The organism is Mesorhizobium sp. M8A.F.Ca.ET.057.01.1.1, assembly GCF_003952565.1.
Taxonomy (GTDB): Bacteria; Pseudomonadota; Alphaproteobacteria; order Rhizobiales; family Rhizobiaceae; genus Mesorhizobium.
In genome coordinates this window covers 495,989-518,967 of sequence record NZ_CP034454.1, presented here as the reverse complement: position 1 = coordinate 518,967, position 22,979 = coordinate 495,989, and the positions used below count along the sequence as shown (strand labels likewise).

At 61.7% G+C, this 22,979-nt stretch carries 22 protein-coding genes and 2 pseudogenes; 8 read left to right on the top strand and 16 right to left on the bottom strand.

All coding sequences use genetic code 11. The annotated features are described in order from the left end of the window. Positions 1-4: 4 nt before the first annotated feature. The 6 genes and pseudogenes from EJ077_RS02245 to EJ077_RS02220 form a co-directional block, all read right to left on the bottom strand. A pseudogene (locus tag EJ077_RS02245) lies at positions 5-990 on the bottom strand (AAA family ATPase). A gap of 355 nt (positions 991-1,345) precedes the next feature. Beyond that, on the bottom strand, positions 1,346-3,316 hold the full coding sequence (gene rlxS / locus EJ077_RS02240; protein WP_024505648.1) for a relaxase/mobilization nuclease RlxS: 1,971 nt from the start codon (positions 3,314-3,316) through the stop codon (positions 1,346-1,348). 178 nt (positions 3,317-3,494) lie between these two features. After that, positions 3,495-4,178: a lytic transglycosylase domain-containing protein gene (locus tag EJ077_RS02235; protein WP_024505647.1), complete on the bottom strand. Its 684-nt coding sequence runs from the start codon at positions 4,176-4,178 to the stop codon at positions 3,495-3,497. After that, on the bottom strand, positions 4,166-4,618 hold the full coding sequence (locus tag EJ077_RS02230) for a S26 family signal peptidase (protein WP_244514236.1): 453 nt from the start codon (positions 4,616-4,618) through the stop codon (positions 4,166-4,168). Before EJ077_RS02230 ends, EJ077_RS02235 begins: the two co-directional genes overlap by 13 nt. Before the next feature lie 92 nt (positions 4,619-4,710). Further along, entirely contained in the window at positions 4,711-4,980 is a 270-nt protein-coding gene (locus tag EJ077_RS02225; RefSeq protein ID WP_024505645.1) for a helix-turn-helix transcriptional regulator, read from the bottom strand. Between the two features lie 181 nt (positions 4,981-5,161). Next, positions 5,162-5,485 carry a DUF736 domain-containing protein gene (locus EJ077_RS02220; RefSeq protein ID WP_024505644.1) on the bottom strand — a complete coding sequence of 108 codons (324 nt, stop codon included), beginning with the start codon at positions 5,483-5,485 and terminating at the stop codon, positions 5,162-5,164. A gap of 1,010 nt (positions 5,486-6,495) precedes the next feature. On the opposite strand from EJ077_RS02220, the gene EJ077_RS31560 reads away from it, so the two are divergent. From EJ077_RS31560 to groL, 3 genes and pseudogenes are all read left to right on the top strand, one after another. After that, positions 6,496-6,843, top strand: a complete 348-nt coding sequence (locus EJ077_RS31560; protein ID WP_063169239.1) for a hypothetical protein — start codon at positions 6,496-6,498, stop codon at positions 6,841-6,843. Positions 6,844-6,905: 62 nt separating this feature from the next. Continuing rightward, positions 6,906-7,199, top strand: a pseudogene (gene groES / locus EJ077_RS02215) (co-chaperone GroES); the annotation flags it as partial. A gap of 65 nt (positions 7,200-7,264) precedes the next feature. Next, entirely contained in the window at positions 7,265-8,920 is a 1,656-nt protein-coding gene (gene groL / locus EJ077_RS02210; protein WP_126057772.1) for a chaperonin GroEL, read from the top strand. A gap of 157 nt (positions 8,921-9,077) precedes the next feature. Here the strand turns inward: groL and EJ077_RS02205 are convergent, their stop codons facing one another. From EJ077_RS02205 to EJ077_RS02195, 3 genes are all read right to left on the bottom strand, one after another. Further along, entirely contained in the window at positions 9,078-10,079 is a 1,002-nt protein-coding gene (locus EJ077_RS02205) for an ArdC family protein (protein WP_126059319.1), read from the bottom strand. A gap of 731 nt (positions 10,080-10,810) precedes the next feature. Then, positions 10,811-11,095, bottom strand: a complete 285-nt coding sequence (locus tag EJ077_RS32720) for a thioredoxin domain-containing protein (RefSeq protein WP_224570942.1) — start codon at positions 11,093-11,095, stop codon at positions 10,811-10,813. Between the two features lie 171 nt (positions 11,096-11,266). Continuing rightward, on the bottom strand, positions 11,267-12,466 hold the full coding sequence (locus EJ077_RS02195) for a cation:dicarboxylase symporter family transporter (protein WP_416859549.1): 1,200 nt from the start codon (positions 12,464-12,466) through the stop codon (positions 11,267-11,269). A 707-nt stretch (positions 12,467-13,173) separates the two neighbouring features. On the opposite strand from EJ077_RS02195, the gene EJ077_RS02190 reads away from it, so the two are divergent. Beyond that, positions 13,174-13,563: a hypothetical protein gene (locus tag EJ077_RS02190; RefSeq protein WP_024505560.1), complete on the top strand. Its 390-nt coding sequence runs from the start codon at positions 13,174-13,176 to the stop codon at positions 13,561-13,563. Positions 13,564-13,752: 189 nt separating this feature from the next. On the opposite strand, the gene EJ077_RS02185 is transcribed toward EJ077_RS02190, so the two are convergent. The 3 genes from EJ077_RS02185 to EJ077_RS02180 all read right to left on the bottom strand — a co-directional run bounded on the left by EJ077_RS02185 (position 13,753) and on the right by EJ077_RS02180 (position 14,770). Then, positions 13,753-13,998, bottom strand: a complete 246-nt coding sequence (locus EJ077_RS02185) for a hypothetical protein (protein ID WP_063169243.1) — start codon at positions 13,996-13,998, stop codon at positions 13,753-13,755. A gap of 174 nt (positions 13,999-14,172) precedes the next feature. Next, positions 14,173-14,307: a hypothetical protein gene (locus EJ077_RS32495; RefSeq protein WP_256754986.1), complete on the bottom strand. Its 135-nt coding sequence runs from the start codon at positions 14,305-14,307 to the stop codon at positions 14,173-14,175. After that, positions 14,300-14,770 carry a Crp/Fnr family transcriptional regulator gene (locus EJ077_RS02180; protein WP_245454734.1) on the bottom strand — a complete coding sequence of 157 codons (471 nt, stop codon included), beginning with the start codon at positions 14,768-14,770 and terminating at the stop codon, positions 14,300-14,302. Before EJ077_RS02180 ends, EJ077_RS32495 begins: the two co-directional genes overlap by 8 nt. A 599-nt stretch (positions 14,771-15,369) precedes the next feature. Here EJ077_RS02180 and EJ077_RS31820 point away from each other — a divergent pair. After that, a complete protein-coding gene (locus EJ077_RS31820; protein WP_063169245.1) occupies positions 15,370-15,618 on the top strand; it encodes a DUF6074 family protein in 249 nt (82 codons plus the stop codon). Between the two features lie 366 nt (positions 15,619-15,984). Here the strand turns inward: EJ077_RS31820 and EJ077_RS02170 are convergent, their stop codons facing one another. From EJ077_RS02170 to panB, 4 genes are all read right to left on the bottom strand, one after another. Further along, positions 15,985-16,617: an acyl-homoserine-lactone synthase gene (locus EJ077_RS02170; protein WP_126057769.1), complete on the bottom strand. Its 633-nt coding sequence runs from the start codon at positions 16,615-16,617 to the stop codon at positions 15,985-15,987. A 92-nt stretch (positions 16,618-16,709) separates the two neighbouring features. Beyond that, a complete protein-coding gene (locus EJ077_RS02165) occupies positions 16,710-17,429 on the bottom strand; it encodes a LuxR family transcriptional regulator (RefSeq protein WP_126057768.1) in 720 nt (239 codons plus the stop codon). Positions 17,430-17,527: 98 nt separating this feature from the next. After that, positions 17,528-18,436 (bottom strand): pantoate--beta-alanine ligase, encoded by a 909-nt coding sequence (gene panC, locus EJ077_RS02160; protein WP_024505565.1) that lies wholly within the window; start codon positions 18,434-18,436, stop codon positions 17,528-17,530. Next, positions 18,433-19,269 (bottom strand): 3-methyl-2-oxobutanoate hydroxymethyltransferase, encoded by an 837-nt coding sequence (panB, locus tag EJ077_RS02155; protein ID WP_126063927.1) that lies wholly within the window; start codon positions 19,267-19,269, stop codon positions 18,433-18,435. Before panB ends, panC begins: the two co-directional genes overlap by 4 nt. A gap of 171 nt (positions 19,270-19,440) precedes the next feature. Here panB and EJ077_RS02150 point away from each other — a divergent pair, with 171 nt between their 5' ends. The 3 genes from EJ077_RS02150 to EJ077_RS02140 all read left to right on the top strand — a co-directional run bounded on the left by EJ077_RS02150 (position 19,441) and on the right by EJ077_RS02140 (position 22,978). Continuing rightward, positions 19,441-20,403: an NUDIX hydrolase gene (locus EJ077_RS02150; RefSeq protein ID WP_126063926.1), complete on the top strand. Its 963-nt coding sequence runs from the start codon at positions 19,441-19,443 to the stop codon at positions 20,401-20,403. A gap of 62 nt (positions 20,404-20,465) precedes the next feature. After that, on the top strand, positions 20,466-21,440 hold the full coding sequence (gene nadA, locus EJ077_RS02145; RefSeq protein ID WP_126063925.1) for a quinolinate synthase NadA: 975 nt from the start codon (positions 20,466-20,468) through the stop codon (positions 21,438-21,440). Further along, the gene (locus EJ077_RS02140; RefSeq protein WP_024505569.1) at positions 21,437-22,978 is read left to right on the top strand and encodes an L-aspartate oxidase; all 1,542 of its coding nucleotides are present in this window, start codon (positions 21,437-21,439) and stop codon (positions 22,976-22,978) included. Before nadA ends, EJ077_RS02140 begins: the two co-directional genes overlap by 4 nt. Position 22,979 lies beyond the last annotated feature (1 nt).

The window sequence follows — 22,979 nt, the reverse complement described above, 5'->3', positions numbered from 1 at the left end:
GTCGCTACTCAAACAGCGACGCCTGCCGGCGTTCCTTCAGAGCGTCGATGAGCGCTTCCGAGGTGATCCGCTTCCCCCCCGCAATATGATGGTTTTTGCAGCGTCGTCGGCCGCGCGCGTGATCTCGGCCTGCGACAGTCTCTCTGCCTGAGAGATCGCCTCGTTCCAGGCAAGCCCTCTGGTGTCGAAGCGGTCGAGTCGAGCCCGAAGCAGCGCCTCTATAATCGGCCGATCGGGCACGGCGTATTCGATGACATCGTCGAAACGGCGGAACAAAGCTCTGTCGAGCAGCTCGGGATGATTTGTTGCCGCAATAATCAGGCTGTGGCTGTCGTCTTGCTCGAGAAACTGCAGAAACGAATTCAGCACGCGCCGAATCTCGCCAACATCCTGGCGTTCGCCTCGACGCGCGCCGATGGCATCGAATTCGTCAAAGAAGTAGACGCCCCGCGTCGCCTGCATTGCATCAAAAACAAGCCGCAGCTTTCCGGCAGTCTCTCCCATGAACTTGGTGATCAAACCATCGAGGACGATCGTGAAAAGGGGCAGATGAAGCTCCCCGGCCAATGCCGATGCGGTCATCGTCTTGCCTGATCCTGGCGGGCCGACCAGAAGCAGTTTGCGACGGGGAACAAGCCCGTGCTCGCGCAAGCTTGCTTGTTGGCGCTGCTCTCCCAGCACGCGGTGCAGGCGCGAGCGCAGACTGTCCGGCAAAATCATGTCGGTCAGTCGCAGGTCCGGATAGCGCACATGCAGGAGCCCTGCGAGCTCGCCCTTTGGCTGAAAAAGGGGAACCGGCCGACTGCTCTTGACAATCCGGGCGTCCCTGCTCTTGGCTGCGTCGACCAGATCCTTGAGCTCCTGAGCAAGCTTACCATGGCCTTGACGTGCCTCATGCGCAGCAAGCTGCATCGCGATAGAGAGGAAACGATCCTCGTCGCCGGCAATGTGGCTTTTAAGCAGCGTCACGATATGGCGGGCCGTGGTCATGGCTCTCTTCTGGGGTATCCGTTTACTTGGCGAAGCGCATGCAACCTAAACGCTTTCAACGGCGATTTGTATCGCGCAATGGTGTTTTTTCTCTTGTCGATGTTCGCCCGTGGCAACTTCAGCGGTGAACTGTTGCGCCGCGGTCATAGGCCAGCCGGAATAACGCCGGCCAGCAGACAACAGTCCGCATCTTCGAGCGCTCGAAGTCTGGCCACTCACGCAGCGTGTCGGGTCCGAACGCTCCAAAGCCGCCCCGCCTGGCAGGTCCATGCGACCGATTGCGGGCGTGCGGCCATAAGGTCTACGCGGGCTCGCATGGCTGCCCGCGCCGCTGGCTAAAAAGCTGTACACCATCTCACGAAACACCAGGTCCGCTCCTTTGCCGGCCGACGGTCCATGAAATCCCCTCCCCACTTACGACACCGGAGACCTCCTTGCCCACATGGCGCTCAAGCACCGGCCGCCATGGCACCAGCGTGAACTCGCGCGACTTTTCAACGACGGCATATTTTCCGCTGGCAAGCTCGACGGAGCGGCGGAGCGTACCCTCTACTCGTCCTCCGGATCGCGCTTCGGCATAGGGCAGGCCAAGTTCCTCCGACAGTTGGCCAGCAACACGGTTCAGTTCTCGCTGGCGCAGGATCGAAAGCATGTTGGCTCGATAGACGATCCCATCCTGTTCTTTATGCGCGAGGCCTTGCGCGATCAGCCACTGCCGCCGGCGAGCTTGCGCCTCTCTCACGTCGCGGCCGAAGCCGGATCCGTGCAAAGGCTCGGGTCTATCGGCAACCAGCTCCCGGTCGAGCCAGGTGGCGCCGTTGAAGCTGACCTGTCGCTCCAGCGCCATTGAGGAGAGCTTGTCGGCAACGACAGGCTCGGCCCTGGCCCGCTGGCCCTCATAATTCGCGACGCGATCGAGATGGTCCGGCGCGATGAGCCAGGTGCCGTTCGGCTCTCGCTCGACGCCGCCGGTCGCGCGGCGGATCGCCTCCAGCCGCCGCACATGCGTTCGCGCAAAGCTCTCGGTGGCGGATGGGTCATGCTTCAGGTGCATATCGACGTCGTAACGGCCGCCATGCGCGGCGGCGATTTCGGCGATGGTACGATCGACCTGCCTCGGCTCGGTGTTCCTTGGCGCGACACGCACGATGCAGCCATTAGGCATCGTTTCCATCGCCTCGCCTCTACCGATGTTGATCCAATGGCTCTTACCGTCGACGGCGTCGACGATCATGTAATGGCGGTCATTGATCTCGTCGGCCAGTCCACGCGCGACAACGCGACCGACGAGAGACTGGACGGGCTCGCCGGATCGATCGTGGATCACCCAGTCGGCGGCCCTGCGGGCAAGCCCCTTGCCGGTCAGTTCGCGGTGCATGGTCTTGATGATGTCGCCGCGTTCGCCGGTGCGGCGCAGCGTGGCTTCGAGCTCATCGTCGAGGCGCCAGGAGCCAGCGCCGACCTCCGCGGCCAGACCCATCCGCTCGAGCTTGCGCAGCCGTCCCTGGTGCAGCGTCTGGCGAATGGCGTCGGGACCGCCCGGCGAGACCAGGCCGTCATCATCACGCATGCTGAGCAGCCGACGGTCGATGCTGGTGAAGCGTTCCTGCTCCATTTCCCGGCGCAGGCGAAGCTCAATCTCGCGGTCGGTTCGCGGACCGAGATCGAGGCTGACCAGCTCGGCCGCCCGCTCGCGGATGCCAGATGAGATATATTCGCGCGCGATGACCAGGTTCTCGCCACGGTCGTCCCTGCCACGGACGATGATGTGGCTGTGCGGGTGGCCGGTGTTGAAATGATCGACCGCGACCCAGTCGAGCTTCGTGCCGAGGTCTTCCTGCATCTGCGCCATGAGCCGCCGCGTCAGCGCCTTGAGGTCGTCGTACTCGATGCCGTCTTCGGCAGCGACGATGAAGCGGAACTGATGGCGGTCGCCGTCCGCGCGATCGATGAACGCCTTGCCGTCGACGCGGCCGCTGTCGGCGCCGTAGAGCTCGCCAGGTTCACCTTCGCGGGTGACCCCGTCGCGCTGAAGATAGCGTAGATGGGCACGCGCCCCGTCCGCGCCCTTGCCGGCGAGCTTGACGACCCGCGCCTTGACGATCACCCGGCGCTGGCGGAAGGCGGCATACCGGTCGCGCGATTTCAGCAGTGCGGCGGCCGCCCCGCCGCGCCCTGTCCGGCTTCCTGTGAAGCGACCACCGCGTTGCGGCCGGCCGCCAGCCCGGTTGATCGCCGCACGAACCTGGCCGGCATAGCGTTTGCCGGCCTTCGAGCCGCGCGACCCGATTTTGCCGAGCTTCGGCCTGAACTCGTCATCCTTAATGCGAGCCTCCCAGACATATCAAGCAAAATCAGACACTTACACGTCAAACCCTCTTGGCACCGGCGGCAGCCTCCCGGAAAAACGATGTGCAGACAAAGATTTAACCGCCTCCTGGAGGCGGTACCTTTATCTTGCCTTCCGCGCCCAGCCCCGCCAGACGCGCCCCCGTCCGCCATGGCTAACGCACCGGCTCCTTCGGCTGCGCGCCGTCCTTGCCGAGCGGCACGAAGAGATCGCCGTTTCGCACGCCTGAGTGAACACCGTCATGAATGAAGAACAGCGACCGTCCGAGAGGAGCGATTTGCGCCTTTGGAGCGACAGATTGGCTTTCGAACGCCTCGATGTCGGCCGCCGAAACTCCGGCCGCCTTGAGTTGGTCGAGGTACTCGACGGTCTCTTCTGGCAGCGGTTTGCCACGCTTCAAATGCTCGTCGTAGCGCTCGGGACCGGCATTGTAGGCGCCAAACAGGCCAGGAAATCCGAAGCGGTCATACATGGCACTGAGATAGGCCGTGCCGGCCAGGATATTGTCGCGCGGATCGTGGGGGTTAGGCCCAAGGCCGTGTTCGACCCGCATCTCTTCATAGGTGCCGGGCATCACCTGCATGAGGCCCATGGCGCCAGCGGGGGAGGTGATGGGGCGGCCGCCGCGCATTGTCTTGCCGCCGCTTTCGGCAGCCATGACGGCATAGATCCAGGCTTGGGGAATATGGAAGCGCCGGCTTGCTTCCGATACCAACGTCTGCCACTTTCGCAGCTGCGGACTTTGGGAGATGGCGACCGGCTCAGCGCCGGTCGAGGCGGAACAGGCGCATGGCGCAATGGCGATCATGCCCAACAAGAGGAGGGTCACTCGGTCCATAGTGGTACGAGCCTCCCGATGACATTTTGAGTGGGAACAGGCCCGAAATAGCGGCTGTCGAAGGAGCGGTTTTTGTCGCTGCCGAGCAGGAAAACCTCGTTATCCCCGAGCGCTCGGCAGCCGTTCCACCATGGCAAAGGTCGGCCTTCGGCGTCGATTTTGAGCCGGCGCGCGACGATGTCGCCGCCGATGATGATGGCGTCATTGAAGGCGCAGACATTATCGTCCGGCAGCGCTGCAAGACGTTTTGCCAGCGGCACATTGCGAGGCAGATAGCTGCGCTCGGCGGCGAGATACGCCGCGTATTCAGGCGGGCGCACGAGCACGAGATCGCCACGCGCCAGCGCTCCCGCAGCGATGCGGTAAAGGCCGATCGGCGCGCTGGCCGAGGCGTTCCAGACCAGCCAAGGGGCGGGCTTTCCCAGCGCCGTGAAGCCCAAAAGACCGAGACCGGCCGCGGCCAAGGCGACCGTCTTACGGGCTCGAACACGCCTCAGGCGGCTGCCGATCAGATGGATGGAAGGGCGCCGCCTCATGAACGGCCTCCCGTGCCGCCCTGGCCGGAACCGGCCTTGCCATCGCCGGCGATGGAGTGCTGCGGGTGTCCTTTCGACCAATGGTCGAGTTCGTCGATGTGATAGCGGACATAGCGGCCGTGCTTGCGGAATTTCGGGCCGCCGCCCTTGAGCCGCATCTTTTCGAGCGTGCGCTGGGAGAGCCCGATATAGAAGGCGGCTTGGGCTGTGCTGAGAAACGGGCTGCCCTTTTTCGCGCGGGCCGCGCGTTCGTTTTCGTCGTCCATGATGATCCTCGTTTCGCTTCGGACAAGCGAGGGCGAGGATGGGCGAGGGAGATCGTCTCGGGGACGGGCGAAGAGTCGGGGGAGAGTTTTCGCCGCCCTTTAGGGCGGACGGGGTTTGGGTGGAACTCCTGGGAATGAGCCCCGCGCCGGGGCTGCGGCGCGAGGCTCTTATCTCGGCCGGTCAGTCGGCCGGGTTCCAGATGATGGCGTAGGTGTCGTGATCGTCCTGGCCGGCGGCTCGGCCGAGATTGGCGTAGAGCTTGCGCGGTCCGAACTCCGGCGCTGCAATCGACAGGCTCACATAATCCTTGCCGGAAGTCTCGCCGGTGCGGATCCAGCCAGCGCCGACTTCGACCCCTTGCGTAAGCACCCGGAAGTCGGGATGGTTATCGGCGCTCTTGGCCTGGTTGGGGACGATATCGATGTCGGCGCGGACGCTGAGCGTCTTGAACTGGCCCTTGTAGGCGCCGTTTTCCTGCTTGTTGACGTAACCGATCGCGGTCATTTCGAAGTCTCCTTTTGTGGTTTCGCCGGGGACCATCCCCTGCGATGGCGCACCGTAATGGGCGCGTCAGGACCGCCTGAATCCGACAGGGCCGCAGCGACAGTGAAGGACCCGAGCGGGCAGCTTTTTTGTGAGCGAAGCGGCGCGAGGAAGCCGCCGCAGGCGGCGGGGAAAAAAGCTGATGGCGCGAGGGTTTCGGGCGGCCGGACCCGCCCATAGGTCGACAAGCCAGCCGCAGGGATGGTCCTTGGAGAGAGCATGGAGACCGCTCGCCAAGTGCGGTCTGTCAGCCAAGCAGGACGCCGGGATGAAACGGCCTGCAAAGATGCTGCGCCCTTATGCCGGATCGAGATCGTGCCAGCGGGTCGGGCGCCAGAGCAGACATCCGGCATGGTGCGATCTATGAAAGCAGGGCTCGCCAGCGGGAATTTGATACGCGAGGGGGCCAAAGTAAGGCTGGATGAGAAGCCGGTGCTACCTGCAGGTCCAGTGTCATGTGGCGGCGCTCGGGAAACCGCTACGCAATGTAACGCGCTCTTATGAGGCGAACAGACCGGCCCCAAAACCGATCGACCGGTGGTCGGCGCGAAACGCGTCATGCCTGTCCGAAAGCTGACAGTGGCAGAAGACGCATGTCGGGTTCCGCACAATTGACCATGCTGGATTTGTGAGGTTTTCAGGGAGAGCCATGCGTTCACTTCCCAGTGAGCTTTGGCACGGCATTTGCTCTTGATGTGGCAACACGGATCGAAGGTTGACTGCATGCACAAGCGCGAGATGAGCAATGCTCTCCTTTCCTGGAGGCTTGGCAGCAGATTCGATTTGACGTTGCGAGGAGCTTCAGCCGCTCGCGGCGGAAGTGATCTCAAATCTGAAGGCACCGTTGGGGCCGCAGCCATCAAACACATCTTTCTCTTTTTCGCAGCTCGTCTTCAACGCGATGCGGACTTCTTCGCGTCGACGGCGGCCGAAGGTGGAGAAGGGGCTCGACTTGCAAAAAGGAGTTGTCAATGACGTCTTACGTTCGCACCAACAGCCCGGCGCAGGTGCGCTCACTGTCCACCTTTGGCAAGCATCTGCAAAGGAGCGTGCTGACGGCGACGCTGCTTGCCGCGGCTTCGACGGGAAGTGAAGCGCAGCCCTATGTTCGTGCTGACGGCAGCACGACTGACGACTTGGAAGCGGCGCGAGCAAGTTGGCGTCATGACGCCGAATTCAATGGAAATGTGGGGCTCGCAGCCATCAACGCGGATGCCGCGTATGCGTTGGGTTCCACCGGGGAGGGGGCCAGAGCTCCTCGCCTGCCCTCGTCCGTCTTGACGAGTGCCCGCTTACAGCCTACCTCACTATCGCGTTAGCACTCGTCCATCGCGAGTGCTAACAAAAACCCCTCAACAGCGCACCAGGGAAAAATCCGAAAATGGCAAAGTCGAAGTTCCGCCCGCTGCATGACCGCGTGGTCGTTCGCCGGGTCGAATCCGAATCCAAGACCGCTGGCGGGATCATCATCCCCGACACGGCAAAGGAAAAGCCGCAGGAAGGCGAGATCATCGCTGTCGGCTTCGGCGCTCGTGACGAAGCTGGCAAGCTGGTCCCGCTGGACGTCAAGGCCGGCGACCGCATCCTGTTCAGCAAGTGGTCGGGCACGGAAGTCAAGCTCAATGGCGAAGACCTTCTGATCATGAAGGAATCCGACATCATGGGCATCATCGGCTCATATCAGGCCCTTTCGTCAACTGAATTCCCGGGCTCGATTGAAGCCCCTGCCAGGAGCTAAAAATGGCTGCCAAAGACGTAAAATTCTCCCGCGATGCCCGCGAGCGCATGCTGCGCGGTGTCAACATCCTCGCTGACGCGGTGAAGGTCACGCTCGGCCCCAAGGGCCGCAACGTGGTCATCGACAAGTCGTTCGGCGCCCCGCGCATCACCAAGGACGGCGTCACCGTCGCCAAGGAAATCGAGCTTGAGGACAAGTTCGAAAACATGGGCGCGCAGATGGTCCGCGAAGTTGCTTCGAAGACCAACGACATCGCTGGCGACGGCACCACGACCGCGACCGTTCTGGCGCAGTCGATCGTCCAGGAAGGCCACAAGGCCGTTGCCGCCGGCATGAACCCGATGGACCTGAAGCGCGGCATCGACCTCGCGGTAACCGACGTCGTTGCGACCCTGATTAAGAACGCCAAGAAGATCAAGACCTCCGAAGAGGTTGCCCAGGTCGGCACCATCGCCGGCAACGGCGATGCTTCGGTCGGCAAGATGATCGCCGAAGCGATGCAGAAGGTCGGCAACGAAGGCGTCATCACGGTTGAGGAAGCCAAGACCGCCGAGACCGAACTCGAAGTCGTCGAAGGCATGCAGTTCGACCGCGGCTACCTCTCGCCCTACTTCGTCACCAACGCCGACAAGATGGTTGCCGAGCTCGAGGACGTCTACATCCTCCTGCACGAGAAGAAGCTGTCCAACCTCCAGGCCATGCTGCCGGTTCTCGAAGCCGTCGTGCAGACCTCGAAGCCGCTGCTCATCATCTCGGAAGACGTCGAAGGCGAGGCTCTGGCCACGCTGGTCGTCAACAAGCTGCGTGGCGGCCTGAAGATCGCCGCCGTCAAGGCGCCGGGCTTCGGTGATCGCCGCAAGGCCATGCTGGAAGACATCGCCATCCTCACCGGTGGCCAGGTCATCTCGGAAGACCTCGGCATCAAGCTCGAGAACGTCGGCCTCAACATGCTCGGCCGCGCCAAGAAGGTGTCGATCTCCAAGGAGAACACCACCATCGTCGACGGCGCCGGCAAGAAGGCCGAGATCCAGGGCCGCGTTGCCCAGATCAAGCAGCAGATCGAAGAGACCACTTCGGACTACGACAAGGAGAAGCTGCAGGAACGTCTGGCGAAGCTCGCCGGCGGCGTTGCGGTGATCCGCGTCGGCGGTGCGACGGAAGTCGAAGTCAAGGAAAAGAAGGACCGCGTCGATGACGCCCTCAACGCGACCCGCGCGGCCGTCGAAGAAGGCATCGTTGCTGGTGGTGGCGTCGCGCTGCTGCGCGCTTCGGCCAACATCAAGGCCACCGGCGTCAATGCCGACCAGGCCGCCGGCATCAACATCGTGCGTCGTGCGCTTCAGGCTCCGGCCCGCCAGATCGCGGCCAACGCCGGTGCGGAAGCATCGATCGTTGCCGGCAAGATCCTTGAGAACAAGGGCGCGACCTTCGGCTACAACGCCCAGACCGGCGAGTATGGCGACATGATCGCCATGGGTATCGTCGATCCGGTCAAGGTTGTCCGTACGGCTCTTCAGGACGCGGCCTCGGTCGCCGGCCTGCTGGTCACCACCGAAGCCATGATCGCGGAGGCTCCGAAGAAGGAGTCGGCTGGCGGCGGCATGCCTGGCGGCATGGGCGGCGGCGGCATGGGCGGCATGGGCGGCATGGATTTCTAATCCAGCTCTGGCAGCTTTCGCAACGAGAGGGCGGCATCAATGCCGCCCTCTTTTTTTGCGAACCTCGGTCCGATGAACGATCGACGCCAACGCCGGCCATCGGCGTTAGGGCAACCTCAAAAGAACTGTCGAGTTGGTTGCGCGCGGCTTTGCGTCATCAGAGGCGCAAGGCGGTCGCGTGTGAGGATTGCGCGCTCCCATAGGCGGTTTCGGCATGTGCCTCGCCTTCGACATCGACATTGCGGCCAAGCAGGAAATCGGCGGCTTTCGAGGCATGGCTTGCGGCGCGGAAGATGGCGCGGTTGTCCTCGCGCAAAACCGTCAGCCATGAGCCGATGTAGTCGGCATGGCGCACGCTCGGCTCGATGCCGAGACTGCTGCAGATGAAGGCTGATGCGATTTCGGCGACCAGTTCCTCGCGCGCATAGGTGTTGGACCCGAAGGAGCCGGACAGGTCGCGCGCGAGTCGCCTCGGGTGGCCGGTCCAGTGTCCAAGCTCGTGAAAGCAGGTCCGGTAATAGTCGATCTGGTGGAAGAAAGCCGGCTGCGGCGGCACCTGTATGGTGTCGCTGCCGGGCATGTAGAAGGCGCGCTCGCCGCCGATGCGAAAATCAGCGCCGGTTGCATGAATGAGCGCCTCGGCCTGCGGGACCATCTCGCGCTCAGGCAGAGGCTCGCCGGCGGCGTAAAGATGTTCGGGCAGATTATCGCACTGCGCGACATCGAAGACGGTGAAGCGCTTCAGGAAGGGCACCGCCTGCGGTTCGTCGCCATCGGTGTCGGCGCGTTGCTTTTCGTTCTTGGGAACAAAGCGGTCAGCGTGAACGATGGTGGTGCCGTGCTCGCCCTTCCTGACATTGCCGCCAAGCGAAAGCGCCTGCCGGAAGGTGAGCCAGTTCTGGCTGGGGAAACCGCGCTCGATGACCGCGCCCCACAGGATCAGGATATTGATGCCGGAATATCGGCGCTGGGTGGCCGCATTCCGCGGCAGGCCGAGGCCTGTCCTTGCCCTGCCCCACGGCTTGACCCATGGCACGGTGCCGCGCTCCAGTTCGGCAATGATGCGGTCGGTGATTTCCTGATAAAGGCTGGCGCCGGTGCGCCCGCCACTGTCTGCGCCAGCCTGTCGGCTGCCGCAACGTTTGTTGTTTGCACGCATCGTGATGTCCTCCGCTCTACAATCGCGCGCCCTCCCCGGAAGCGGGGTGGGCGGCAAAAGCGACCGGAAAGGCCCGCCGTCGGAGGCGGACTGCATCAGCAGGACCGGAACGGAGTGGAGGACCCGAAAGCGACAAGCGAAGGGTTGCGGGACGCCGCGGCGGGCCTAGAAGGGAGTGCTGCCCACCCTGCGCCAGGGGGAAGGCCACAATAGAAAGACGCCGGCCGACAGGCCGGCGACCGTCAGCAGCCGAAGGCTGCCCCGCGCCAGGGGGCGATGCCGCAGGGCCAAGACCGCCTGAGCTTGCCGAAGAAAAGCGGGCTCGGTTCACGAGCACCCGGCCAGCGACTTCAGGCGCGGGCGCTCAGGATTGTTGTTGGCGCCCACGGCAGCTGGATGACCGCAACAAGATTACGAGGAGCGACAGCAAAGCCAGCTGCCACAAACGGCACGCTCCGGCAACAACAGCGTGGCCGGTCTACAGATGCTGCCCCGCACGAGAGCCAGCACGCTTTGAGCGCGCATCGGCGATGCAAGCGTTGCAAGCTGGCCATGTCCACAAGGTCGGCGACCACTATATCGCCGACCACCAACGCGGGCGTACCGTCTAAGTGCAGACCTTTCGCGAGTGCGCGGACCGCGCATTTCATCTGCGATGGCCGGATCTTGCATTCCCGCTTGAGCTGCTCAACGTCAAGGCCTACACGCGCTGCGATCTTGAGAGTGACCCTTCAACTGGGGGAAATCATAAGGGCGCGGTGGAATTCGTCGAACTTTCCCTGTTTTCTCGAGGCGAGTGCGGCGAAGGCTGGGAATTGGGAATCCGGTCCCAGGACCGGGAACTGTTTGATCACAAGCTTCAGATTGGGTTCATGCTTGAAGGCTTTTTGGTAGTTGATATCAGCCAGTCTGCAATGCGGACAGTTGTGGTAGTCATTGAATATGACCAGAACGGCATCGCCTTGCGGGTTGCCGGCGATTGGCGAAGGAGATCGTTGTCGAATGCGCCGCTCCACTTTTGCCTGTCGGTCGACCACGCCTGCCGGTGCAGGTTCGCGCTATATTGGCTCGCCAGCAAGGCGAGGAGTAAAAGAAGAGCTGCGACAGTGATGGCAGTCGGCTTAGACATGAGTCTCCAATCCATGGACGGCGTGGCAGCAACGGCCGCCTTTTTGGTGTAAAATGGGTCAGTTTTGATCGTGCCCCGCAGTTGCTACAGGCGCACAGGTGCCGGTGCGATCTGGCGGTTTCTCAAATACGGCTTTGCGCCATCGGGTCCACCCCAATAGCTGAGCGTCGTTCGCACGGGGAATTGTGTTCACCACGCCGGGCGACTTGACCGTCCACCGCCGGAGCGCTGAACGGTCCGCTAGTGAGGCGCTCCCCGAATCGTCGTTTATCCCGCTCGCCCCGGACCGGGTGACAGCCAGCGTTGCCGCTACGCTGCGGAGAAAAACCGTCAGCGCGTGGCATTCGGACATAAGCTGATCGACGCCAAGAATAAGCCCCACGGAGGTGACCGGTGCGGCCGGAACAAGAAAGAGCGTTGCAGCCATTGTGACGAGGCCTGCACCGGTAATGCGGGTTGTTCCGTTCGAAGGGAACAATGCGACAAACAGCATGAGGATCCGGCAGCCGATCGGGAGATCAGTTTTCGTCGCTTGGGCGATGAAAAGGGCGGCGAGCATCATATTCGTGCCGTCCAGATTGAATGGAATGAGACCCACGACCGAATGCGTGGCGCCGGCCCTTTCCATCTTCTCCATGAGCGAGGCCAGCGCGGCCTCTGAGGAGGACATTGCGAGCAGCAGCTCGTCCTTGATGTATCGGACGAGAGAGAAGAGCGAGCGGCCGTTGTAGCGGCAGACCGCGCCGAACAGGACCGAGAGGAACAAGACTTGCAGGATGTCGCCTTCCGCGAAGGCATTGGCAATCGTTGACGGGATGATGTTCATCAGGAAGCTGGTCAAGGACTGCTCGTGAGCCGTGGCCACATAGCCCTTAACGGCTTGGACATCGAGCGAGGCCGGATCGATGTTGAGGCCGGCGCCAGGCTGAACGATATTCGCGACAATCAGCCCGACAACAAAAGCGAGCGTCGAAAAGGTGAGAAAATAGACCATCGCCTTGGCGGCAACTCGGCCGACCTTCTGCAGATCGCTCATGCCGGCAATGCCGGTCGCCATTGTCAGGAAGATGACAGGTACGGTGATTATCTTGACGACATCGACGAAGGCATCGCCGAGCGGCTTCAGGCTGTGGCCGGTCTCCAAATGGAAATAGCCGATTGCGGCACCCAGGATTATGGCGGCAAGTACCTGCACGTAGGTCCGGGCAAAATGGCGCTTGCGGGGCGCTGCGATCGCGCGGGGAACTCTTGGAACCAACACCGTCTCTCTCCTTGACCGGATCGGGGTGGGGCTCCTCCCTCTCCCATGCAGTGCTCCGGTCGAACGCTGCGCCCACTTCGGCGCAAACGATGTGCCAAATAGCAAAGAGGGGAAAACGCGCAGGACCTCACGCAATGCTTGCGATTCGCTCTCCCACACTCGTGCAGTGGTTGCCTGTCGCAACTATGGAAGGGTCGATTCTTGGGAACTCCAAAGGCCGCTCTTTGCGTCGAGCAGCTTGGCTGCCTGGAAGGTTCCCTCTTTGCCTTGCGGTCTGCGAGCTGAGTCCAGATCGTCATCATTTGGCTGCGCGCCGCACGGGGCTCGAAAGATTCAATCGAGGACGGGTCCTCTTGGAAAACGGGGGCAGCGTTGGTCAAGCCCTTCCACCCTGCTGTCCCAATGGTGTTCAGAAGCTCAGTTCACGATCAAGCGATGGATCAGCGTCATCTGGCGTTTGCGCCATCGCGGCGGCGTTGCAACGGGTCTGCCAAAGATGAGAAGGCCGCGAGGCAGGGTCCGAGACCTAGACTCCAACCTCATAGCGCGCTCGGCTCGCGTTCGGAAGGTTCGAACCGCAGCACGATCAGGTGGCGACACCGTTGGTCGGAACCGGAACCCGACGAATGATCGTTCGTGACCGACATCTGTGAACAAGCAGTATGTGTCATTGCAATCACCACCCGTTGCGCGGAAATGCCCATATGGCCGTGAATGAACTGGATTTGGTGATTTTCCAGATGGCGGTGGAAAGCGTCCGCTTGCTCTCTTCAAGCTTTGATGAGAAGGCGGCTGAGATAGCCACGAGGAGCCGTGGTAGCCTTCTTTTTGACGTGCGGGTGGACGGTGACCTGGAGGTCCAGCGAGTCGCAGCCATTGGATATCCAGGCGACAAGATCGGTGTGGTGGCATTGGACCGAGAGGGCCTTGTTAGCTGTTGTTGCCTAGTCAATGGCACCTTCTCACCTTTCATTGCACCGTTGGAGAACTGGACCAGCATGCCCCTTTCGATGCAGGCCCAGATCGATGTCACAGGCTATGCGAGGCTCCTTCTGGCCGCCTTGCGAAATGCTGGACATATGCTGGACAGGTAGCATCGCGATGATGTCTGTGATGAGATGGTGCAAACGGCTGGATGAGGCGATCGCTTGCTGGCAGCTTTGGCAACAAAGCGATCGGTGAGTTCGCAATGCTGGAACACGTCCTTTAGACTCTGCAGTTAAGTTAGCGGACTACCATCTGACGAATGCCCTCTGACAGTCTGCATGGCGCGGCATGCCCTCTTAGGAATGCAGCCGTGGTTCTACACCATCGGCTGTTTTTGTGTCGAAGGCGACGGGCACGCCATGAACGAAGGAAGCGGCCGCCAACAGTTCCTCCAACTCGCGGTCGGTGGCCTTGCATGCCGGCATTAGTGTTCGGATGGCGCGGATCGCCTGCGCCATGGAGAGAAAGCGGACCCTTCCCCTGGAAAGGACATAGGCTTCTGCGGCTTTTTCGACGGTGACGGTGTGAAACGAATTGGTCATGACGAATTCCTCCCTGAACCCTGACCAACCCGACTTATGGCACGAATTCGACCGCCTTCAAGCCTATGTCCGATTGCGGACAATAGCTGCGATTCGTTCAAAACCGCTGATGCTTTTGGGCGACCTGGTGAGGGGCAAGGAGACGTCGGCTGAACCCGTTTCAACCGACATGCTTCAGGCAGCGGCCAGGCCGAAATAACGCTGCTCCTCCTTGTCATAAGCGCCATGTGTGAGCTTTATCAATCCGGCACGGTCGATGATCGTGATCTCGCCGCGCTTGGCGTGCACCAGTCCTCGATACTCAAGCATTTGCAGGGCCGTGGTGACCCCGGGCGGTGGGCGCGAGCATGGTCGCCAGAAATTCATGCGTCGGGAGGATCTTATCTCCTTCCGCACGGTCGTGGACCATCAGCTGCCAGCGGGCCAGCCGTTCTTCGATCTTGGAGTGGCCATTGACCAGTGCCGTCCGGCATGATTGGACGAGGAACGCGTGGGCATAATCCAGCACTGAGGTGCGAAGCGACGGGCTAATCGCAGGGCGAAGGTTTTCAACCGGCAGGCGCCAGGTAGTGCTTTCCTTTCCGAGAATGACGGCAATTCCTTTCATCCCGTCATAGCCGACAATGCCGACTTCACCTTGCCGCCCGCCGGTCATGGTGGCGACCACCGACGCGATGCCCCTCTCGGGAAAATATACGTTCTTGATCGGCTGATGCGCGACCTCCAACTGGTCCTTGATGCCCGGTTCGACGTGATGCAGCGATGGTCGCAAAAGCGCGAAGTCCTGCGGGGTGAGGGCTTCAGCACCTGGTCGCGAAAGAGGGATCGGGCAAGGCTCTCTTCCAACGGGGCAAGAGCGCGTACGTCTTACTGTCGGCTGCACCGAAGTAAATGCCGGCCGATGCCAAAGCATAGGCTTCGAAACGCGCGATTGCAAAGCCCTGTCGGGGCAGTGCAGTCATGCTAGAAGTCGCGCCGCCTACGATAGGCAGCGGATGACATGATTCCCTTCTGCGGCGGCCACCAAGAACGGCTCGGGCACGCTTTAATCGTTCATACACAAGCTCGCAGGAATGTAAGCAGCGGAACAATCGGGTGATTCGTACCGCCCTGCCCTTTCAGAGATCAAGTCATTGGACGTCAATTCGGCTGGAACGCCTCGTCGAACGGCCCAGGAAAATGCAGCCGGATGAGCAATGGTGGTTCACCTTATGTGCGGTCCCGGATATGCGGTCCGGCGGCTCATCTCCCAATAGCTTGTCGATGGGGAAGTGGAACTCGTCATGTCGCCGCGAACCGTCACCGCGCTAGCGGGGCTCTTTTGAAGACGCCGGTGTTTTTCTTTGTGGAACTGAATCTGTGAGGTGATTGATGCATGAATCAAACATTTGCGTATTTCCGCTGCATCGGCGACGTATATTGGTCGAAAGTATCGCCCAGGCCCTCGAGACCAAGAACGGCGAGGCGGCGAGTGCGTTCTGGCGCTGTGCTGCCAAGAAAATGCTCATTCAATTGTCCGATGTAGGAATTGCGCCAGAGCTCGCTGCGCAGGAGGTTGGAAGCCTTCTTCATGCGGTCTTGGACGACATGGCCAACCGAACGGTAATGCACAAAGCATAGGCTCGGGCGCTGTTGGACCGCGCGTCAGCTCGGGTCCTTATCAGGGGACTGCTCCGACTGGCCGACGGTCCGGCCAAACCGGCATACCGGCAAAGGTTTGAGGTTGCGATCGCTCACGGCGGCCGGTCCAATATTCTAAGACGACCTCAGAAGCCACGTTGGCTTCTTTGGACGAAGCGGAGGGGCGCCATTTTGGCGTGCTCACGCTGGACTGCGGGTTGCGCCTACGGAAATCCAAAGTCCGGCCGCGCGAGCCAATCGACCGGAACAGTCGAAAGCTCGTGGGGGCGGGTCCGCTCACCCTCACGGCGGCGGTGGCGGCCGTGAGCAGACTTAACTCAAGTCACGGCTGAGCATCCGCAGGCGCTATGCCGATTGGATGAGAACTGGTTGCCACAACACCGGCCCGTTGAGGCGTCCCCTCCAGCGGATGCGCAAGAGACTGGCGTAGGAAATATCGAGGAAGCCGGCGACTGCCTCGGTGTTGCCGACCTGCTTGGGCTGTCCGATACGTGACAACGGCCAGGTGGCGAGACGAAGGATCCTTTCGATGCGCGTATCTGTCACCGTTACGATCCCGGAGAGATTGTTGGCCAAGCCGAATTCGATGATCCCCGCGAAGAGCTCGTAGGTTGCTTGGGCCAGGCCGCCAGCTGCCTTCGGCGCTGTCGCAGGGAGATCGAGCGCGAAACGACTACTCTCCCAGATATCGGCACTCGCAGGGACCACCATCTCATCCAGCAGCGTCGGAAACGTATCGCGCAACATTGTCGGTCCGGTGGTCGGCAAAAGGCGGACGCAGCCGCAAGTTCGCCAATCGGACCCCTTGAGAAGCAGGTAGACGGGGTTCAGGCTGTCAAACGGGTCCGTTTCCATTTCGCCTTCGGTCTGCACTTCCCAATCGAGCCGCTTCTTGAAAACCCGATACCTAAGTCCGTGCATTTCCTTGAGTTCGCTCGCAAACTCGGCGTAGCAGTCGGGTGTTATCAGCTGCATCATTGTCGTCTCCGTGCGGGATGTGTCCACGCAATCGAAGGGCAAAGCCGTCATGAATGCAGCCTGTAGACCTTTACAGCTAGACTTGGAGAGGATCAGGATCTCGCCCGAGCAGCCATCCGCACTACGGCCTGGTTGATGGTTCGCACGCCAAGCTTCGCCTTGGCGTTTTCCTGATGGAAGGTCACGGTGCGTTTCGAGACACCGAGAATCTGGCTGATATCCCAGGCCGACTTGCCGCACGCCGCCCATTTCAGGCACTCGAACTCCCGCCGGGTGAGCGTTATGCCATCTACCACGCAATCTTCGGCGAGCCTGCGCCGGGCATGGATATGAACGTTGATCGCAACCAGTTGCATTGCTTTTTCGTAGCGCGTCAGCGACCTCAGAAATGGCGGATGCGCCTCGTTGGAGGCGAAGGTCAGTGCGGCGAACCGGCCGCGATGATCATGCATCGACATGGTCAGTCCGCCGCGAATGCCGAACTCAGCTGCTTTTTCCAGGACTTCCTGCTGAGAGGTCGGCAAATAACGGTGATCGCGGTCCACACCCCAGTCGAAGGTATCCCAGCCCCGCAGTCCCCGCAGGATCACGGGATCCACGCTGTGGTAGCGCTGTTGCAGGTAATGTGATGTCCATGATGATGGATAATTCGAGATCAATCGCGGCCTGTCGCCGGAAGCGGATGGGTAGGTGAAATAAGCGAAGAGCGGAAAGTCGAACCCGGCTGCGGCGGACGCCATTGCCTCATGGAGATCGACGGCATCGACGCTTGCAGAGAGTTGCTCGACCAAGGTTTCAAATACGCGATGCATCTGCGCTTAGCGTACCTCGCGGAGGTTGCTGGAAGCCGACGGAGACGTGGTTCTAAATGATGGCCTGTCCCTGCAGGGCATACGACGCGCCGCCGTCATCACCGCAATTGCTGTGCTGCTTCCGATTGGAGAGAGCTCCGCCCACCTGACCAACTACCGATGGGTGATATTGCGACGTTATCGATGAGCCGCGTGTCGCCAAGCCAAGCCGCAGCAAGCAAGCGTGCCGGTCGGTCAAGGCTTGCTAACGATTGCAGGTCTGTTTCTCCGCGCAGCTCCAGGTATTCGAGCTCGCGATAGCCGGCAGCCAGAATTGCTGCACGCGCTTCATCAAGCGTAGGCAGGATGGGGGAGCCGCGTGCAAGCCGCTCGGCCGTATCGAGCAGGACCGATGCTAGTTTTGGGGCAATGGCGCGTTGGGCTGGGGAGAGCCGCACGTTACGCGACGATAGCGCAAGACCATCGGCTTCGCGGACTGTCGGACAGGGCACAATAGTGATCGGAATGTCGAGATCCCGGACCAAGCGCCTGACAAGCTGAAGTTGCTGAAAATCCTTTTCGCCAAAAAAGGCGAAGTCAGCGCCGGCCTGCAGGAAGAGCTTGGCCACGACCGTCGCCACGCCATTGAAATGGCCGGGCCGGAATGCGCCGCAAAGGCATTCGCTGATGCCGGACACTGAAACGGCCGTGGCGAAGCCCACCTGGTACATTTCCTCTGTGTCCGGCACATAGAGCAGATGCGTGCCCAGCAGAGCGAGCTTGGCAGCATCGTCGCTTTCCGTCCGAGGGTAGGCAATCAGGTCGGCGGGGCTGTTGAACTGCTTGGGGTTTACGAACAGCGTCACGATCACCCGCTCGGCCCTTTCGAGCGCCTTCCGCACGAGGCTCAGATGCCCGTCGTGCAAGGCTCCCATGGTCGGCACAATACCGATCGTGGCACCCGAGCGACGCCATTGCGCAACGACGCCGCGCAGCTCGCTCACGGTTCGAGCGATCGGCACGCTCATGTGAAGTCACCGGCCTTCAAGGCGTTGACATAGAGATGTTCGACCGCCGGAAAGTGCCGGTTCCGCACATCGGTGGCGTAAGCGGCGATTGCCGCCTCAGCCTGCTCACCGAGCTCGGCATAGCGTTTGACGAACTTCGGCCGAAATGAGGTGAAGAGCCCGAGCATATCGTGGCTCACCAGAATCTGGCCGTCGCAAGCTGGCGAGGCACCGATGCCGATTGTGGGTATGTCGATATCGGCGGTTATCTGCCGTGCAAGCTGCTCCGGTATCTTTTCCAGCACCAAGGAGAAGGCGCCCGCTTCGGTTACCGCCCTGGCGTCGCGCCTGATCCGCTCTGCATCGGCTCCCCGGCCCTGCACACGATAGCCTCCAAACGTGTTTACCGCCTGCGGCGTCAGGCCCACATGGGCCATGACAGGTACGCCGCGCGCGGTAAGGAAGCGGATGGTTTCCGAGATGGTCTCGCCGCCCTCGATCTTTACCGCTGAACAACCGGTCTCACCCATCACGCGCGCAGCGTTGCCGAAAGCGTGCTCTGGGCTTTCCTCGTAGGAACCGAAGGGCAGGTCGACGACCATCAGCGCGTGTTCAAGGCCGCGGCGAACGGCCTGTCCGTGCATGATCATCATGTCGAGCGTGACCCCCAGCGTCGACGACAGGCCGTGCAGCACCATGCCGACGCTGTCGCCGACAAGAACGATGTCGCAGTGGCGATCGAGCAGCCTCGCGACCGGCGTGGTGTAGGCCGTCAAGCATACAAGTGGCGTCTGGCCTTTTCGCGATCGAATATCTGGAGGAGTCATCCCTTTTATCTCACCAGCCGCGCTCAACCGAGGCCCCTTCCCTTACGTTACCAACAGCGGGTGTCGCGTTTGGCATATTTTTGTGCGACTGCGAAGAGCTAAAAACAGCGCTTGAGTACTCTGGTGTTGACGTGCTGGCTTCCAAGGTTACATTCAATCGATTAAGGCGCTCCGTTGGGCCAACCCGCTTTCGCAAACATGGATCCTCAGACAAGAAGAACCAAGAAAGGCAAAGCCGCCGTCAAAGCTGACGAAGCCAAAGTGGACCTGACTGCCGTCGTGGTCGCCGTAAACGACAGTGAGCCCTGTGTCCTCACAGTCGGTCATGCGGACACCCTCCCTTCTGGACCTTTTGCCCTTGAGCATCGATCACTGCAGTCGGGTTTGAGGGGGTGGGTGGAGCAGCAGACCGGCCATGCACTTGGATACATCGAGCAACTCTACACCTTCGCCGATCGCGATCGCATCGGCACTGAGCGCCACCAGCGCGTCATCTCAATCAGCTATCTCGCATTGACCAGGAAGGAACAGGCAACGAACTCGGCCGCGTGCGGCTGGCAAAGTTGGTACGAATATTTTCCCTGGGAGGACCACCGCTTCGGCACGCCGCCTGTGCTGCTCGATAGATTGCGGCCCCGCCTGATTGAGTGGGCCGGCGGCGCCAGCGAGCCGACCACTCAACGCGAGCGCCGGCAGCGCGCTGCGATAGCCTTCGGCTTCGACGACCGCCATTGGAACGAGGAACTCACGCTCCAACGCTACGAGTTGCTCTATGAAGCTGGTCTGATTGAGGAGGCCGGTGGCGGCAGGGACGCGATTGCGGCCGCGGCTGGCAAACCAATGGTCGCTGACCACCGTCGTATTCTGGCAACCGGGATCGCGCGGCTGCGTTCGAAGATCAAATACCGGCCGGTCGTGTTCGAGCTTATGCGGCCTTCCTTCACGCTGCTGCAACTGCAGCGAACCGTGGAAGCTTTGGCTGGCAGGCTGATCAACAAGCCGAACTTCCGGAGATTGGTCGAGCAGCAGGAACTTGTTGAGGAGACCGGGGAGACCTCCCTCGACACGGGCGGCCGACCGGCGAAGCTTTATCGCTTCCGGCATGCCGTCCTCGACGACAGGGCTATCGCCGGGACAAAATTACCGCTGGCGCGGGCTTGACATACTTATAGTCAAGGTAGATATATTCCCTTATTGTCAAACCGAATATAATCGAGGCGCCAATGACTGGGGCGTTACCTATGGCTGCGTCCCTGTATGAGCGTGTCCGGCGGGTGATCCCACCCGTTGAATGGCTCGCGTTCGCCGGCGATATTGAAGCCATCTTAGCGCTGAAGCGTGAGCGCAATGCGGTGGTGCTGGCGCACAATTACCAGACGCCCGAAATTTTTCATTGCGTGGCAGACATCGTCGGCGACAGCCTGGCGTTGGCCCACAAGGCGGTGACGGTCGACGCCGACATCATCGTGGTTGCCGGCGTTCATTTCATGGCCGAGACGGCAAAACTGCTCAATCCGAACAAGACCGTGCTCATCCCGGATCTCCGCGCCGGCTGCTCGCTGGCCGAATCGATCACGGCAAACGACGTGCGGCTAATGCGGCTGCGGTATCCGGGGGTCCCCGTTGTTACTTACGTCAACACTTCCGCCGCCGTAAAAGCGGAGTCCGACATCTGCTGCACGTCCGGCAACGCCAAGGCGGTGGTGGAATCGCTTGGCGTGGCGCGTGTGCTGATGCTCCCGGACGAATATCTGGCGAGGAACGTGGCAGCCGATACAGACGTCGAGATCATCGCCTGGAAAGGCCATTGCGAGGTGCATGAGCGCTTCACCGCAGCAGACATCCGGGAACTGCGCGATGCCCATCCAGGCGTCATCGTGCTGGCCCATCCAGAATGCCCACCAGACGTTGTCGCGGAGGCGGAGTTCTCCGGCTCGACCGCGGCGATGTCGGATTATGTCGAGCGTGAGAAACCGACGCGTGTCGTCCTTCTGACCGAATGTTCGATGAGCGACAACGTCGCGGTCGCGCATCCCGACGTCGAGTTCGTTCGCCCATGCAATCTGTGCCCGCACATGAAGCGCATCAACCTGGCCAACATTCGCGCCGCACTCGAGCAGAACCGGCATGAGGTCCGGATTGATCCCGAAATTGCCGGCCCCGCCCGCCGCGCGGTCGAGCGCATGCTTTCCCTATGAGTCTGGAGGTTCGCGACATCGCCGGGGCGCCGGTCGTCATCGGCGGCGGCATTGCCGGCCTGATGACGGCGCTTCATCTGGCGCCGGAACCGGTCGTGCTTTTGACCAACGCGCCGCTTGGAACCGGAGCCTGCAGTGAACTTGCCCAGGGCGGTCTTGCGGCAAGTCTCGGGGGCGACGACGGCCCAGATTTTCACCTTTGCGACACGATAGCTGCCGGCGACGGACTCTGCGATGAGGCCACGGTGCGGCGAGTGGTACGAGCTGCACCCGAAGCGATTAGGACGATCCAAAGGTTCGGCGTCGACTTCGACCAGCACCCTGACCGCGCGTTGCGACTTGGGCTCGAGGCGGCACACTCGCGACGGCGAATTGTGCATGCAGCCGGCGACGCCACCGGTCGCGAGTTGGTGCGCGCGCTCGTCGCCGCGGTTCGGCGTACAGCCTCGATCACCATTATCGAAAATGTGGAGGTCCGCCGGCTGGTCGTGCAGGACGGGTCGGTCATCGCCGTGGTCGCAGCAGGACGAGCCGGCGCGCTCGCTCTGCCCACGCGTCGCGCGGTGCTGGCGACCGGCGGCGTCGGCGGGCTGTTTTGCGACACGACAAACCCCGCTGGCTCATGGGGTCACGGGCTGGCGCTCGCCGCATGGGCGGGGGCGGAACTCGCCGACTTGGAATTCATACAGTTCCATCCAACTGCGCTCGACGGTCCGCGCCGGCCGATGCCGCTGGTGAGCGAAGCCGTGCGTGGCGAAGGCGCGGTGCTCATCGATGAGCGAGGAGAGCGCTTCCTCGCCGACACACCTGGCGGTGAACTTGCGCCTCGCGACGTCGTAGCGCGCGCCATTTGGCACCAGCTTGCCGTTGGACGCCGCGTATTCCTGGACGCACGGCAAAGTCTCGGCCCGAGATTTGGCAAGCGTTTTCCAGGCATCGCCGAATTGTGCCGGAGCGCAGGAATCGACCCCGCGACCGACCTGATCCCGGTGCGCCCGGCGGCACATTATCACATGGGCGGCGTCGCCGTAGACAGCGCCGGCCGCAGCTCCATCGAGGGATTGTGGGCCTGCGGTGAGGTGGCCTGTACCGGCCTGCACGGCGCCAACCGCCTGGCCAGCAACTCGCTCACCGAAGCGGCGGTCACCGCGAGCTGGGTTGCCGAAAGCGTTGCCGGCACGTCGTATACCCGGCGACCGCGCAGATGCTCCACATTCGTCCCTCCACGACCAGACGCTTCCGTGGTCCGCCCGATTGTCTCCGCCGCCCTGGGTATCATCCGCGACGGCGAGGCAATGCGCGAAGCGGTGGCGACCCTGCTGCCGATCGCAGCCAATAGTGTCGCTGCCTCTGGTCCGGCTTTGGTCTCACTGATGATCGCCGCGGCGGCCCTGAGGCGGGAAGAGAGTCGAGGCGCGCACTGTCGGTCCGATTTCCCGCTCCACGATGCCAACGTGCGCCCATCACGGCTGACACTGCACAGCGCAATGCGGGCCGCGGCCGCACTCGATTGCCGGGCTACCATACGGAGCACTTGAT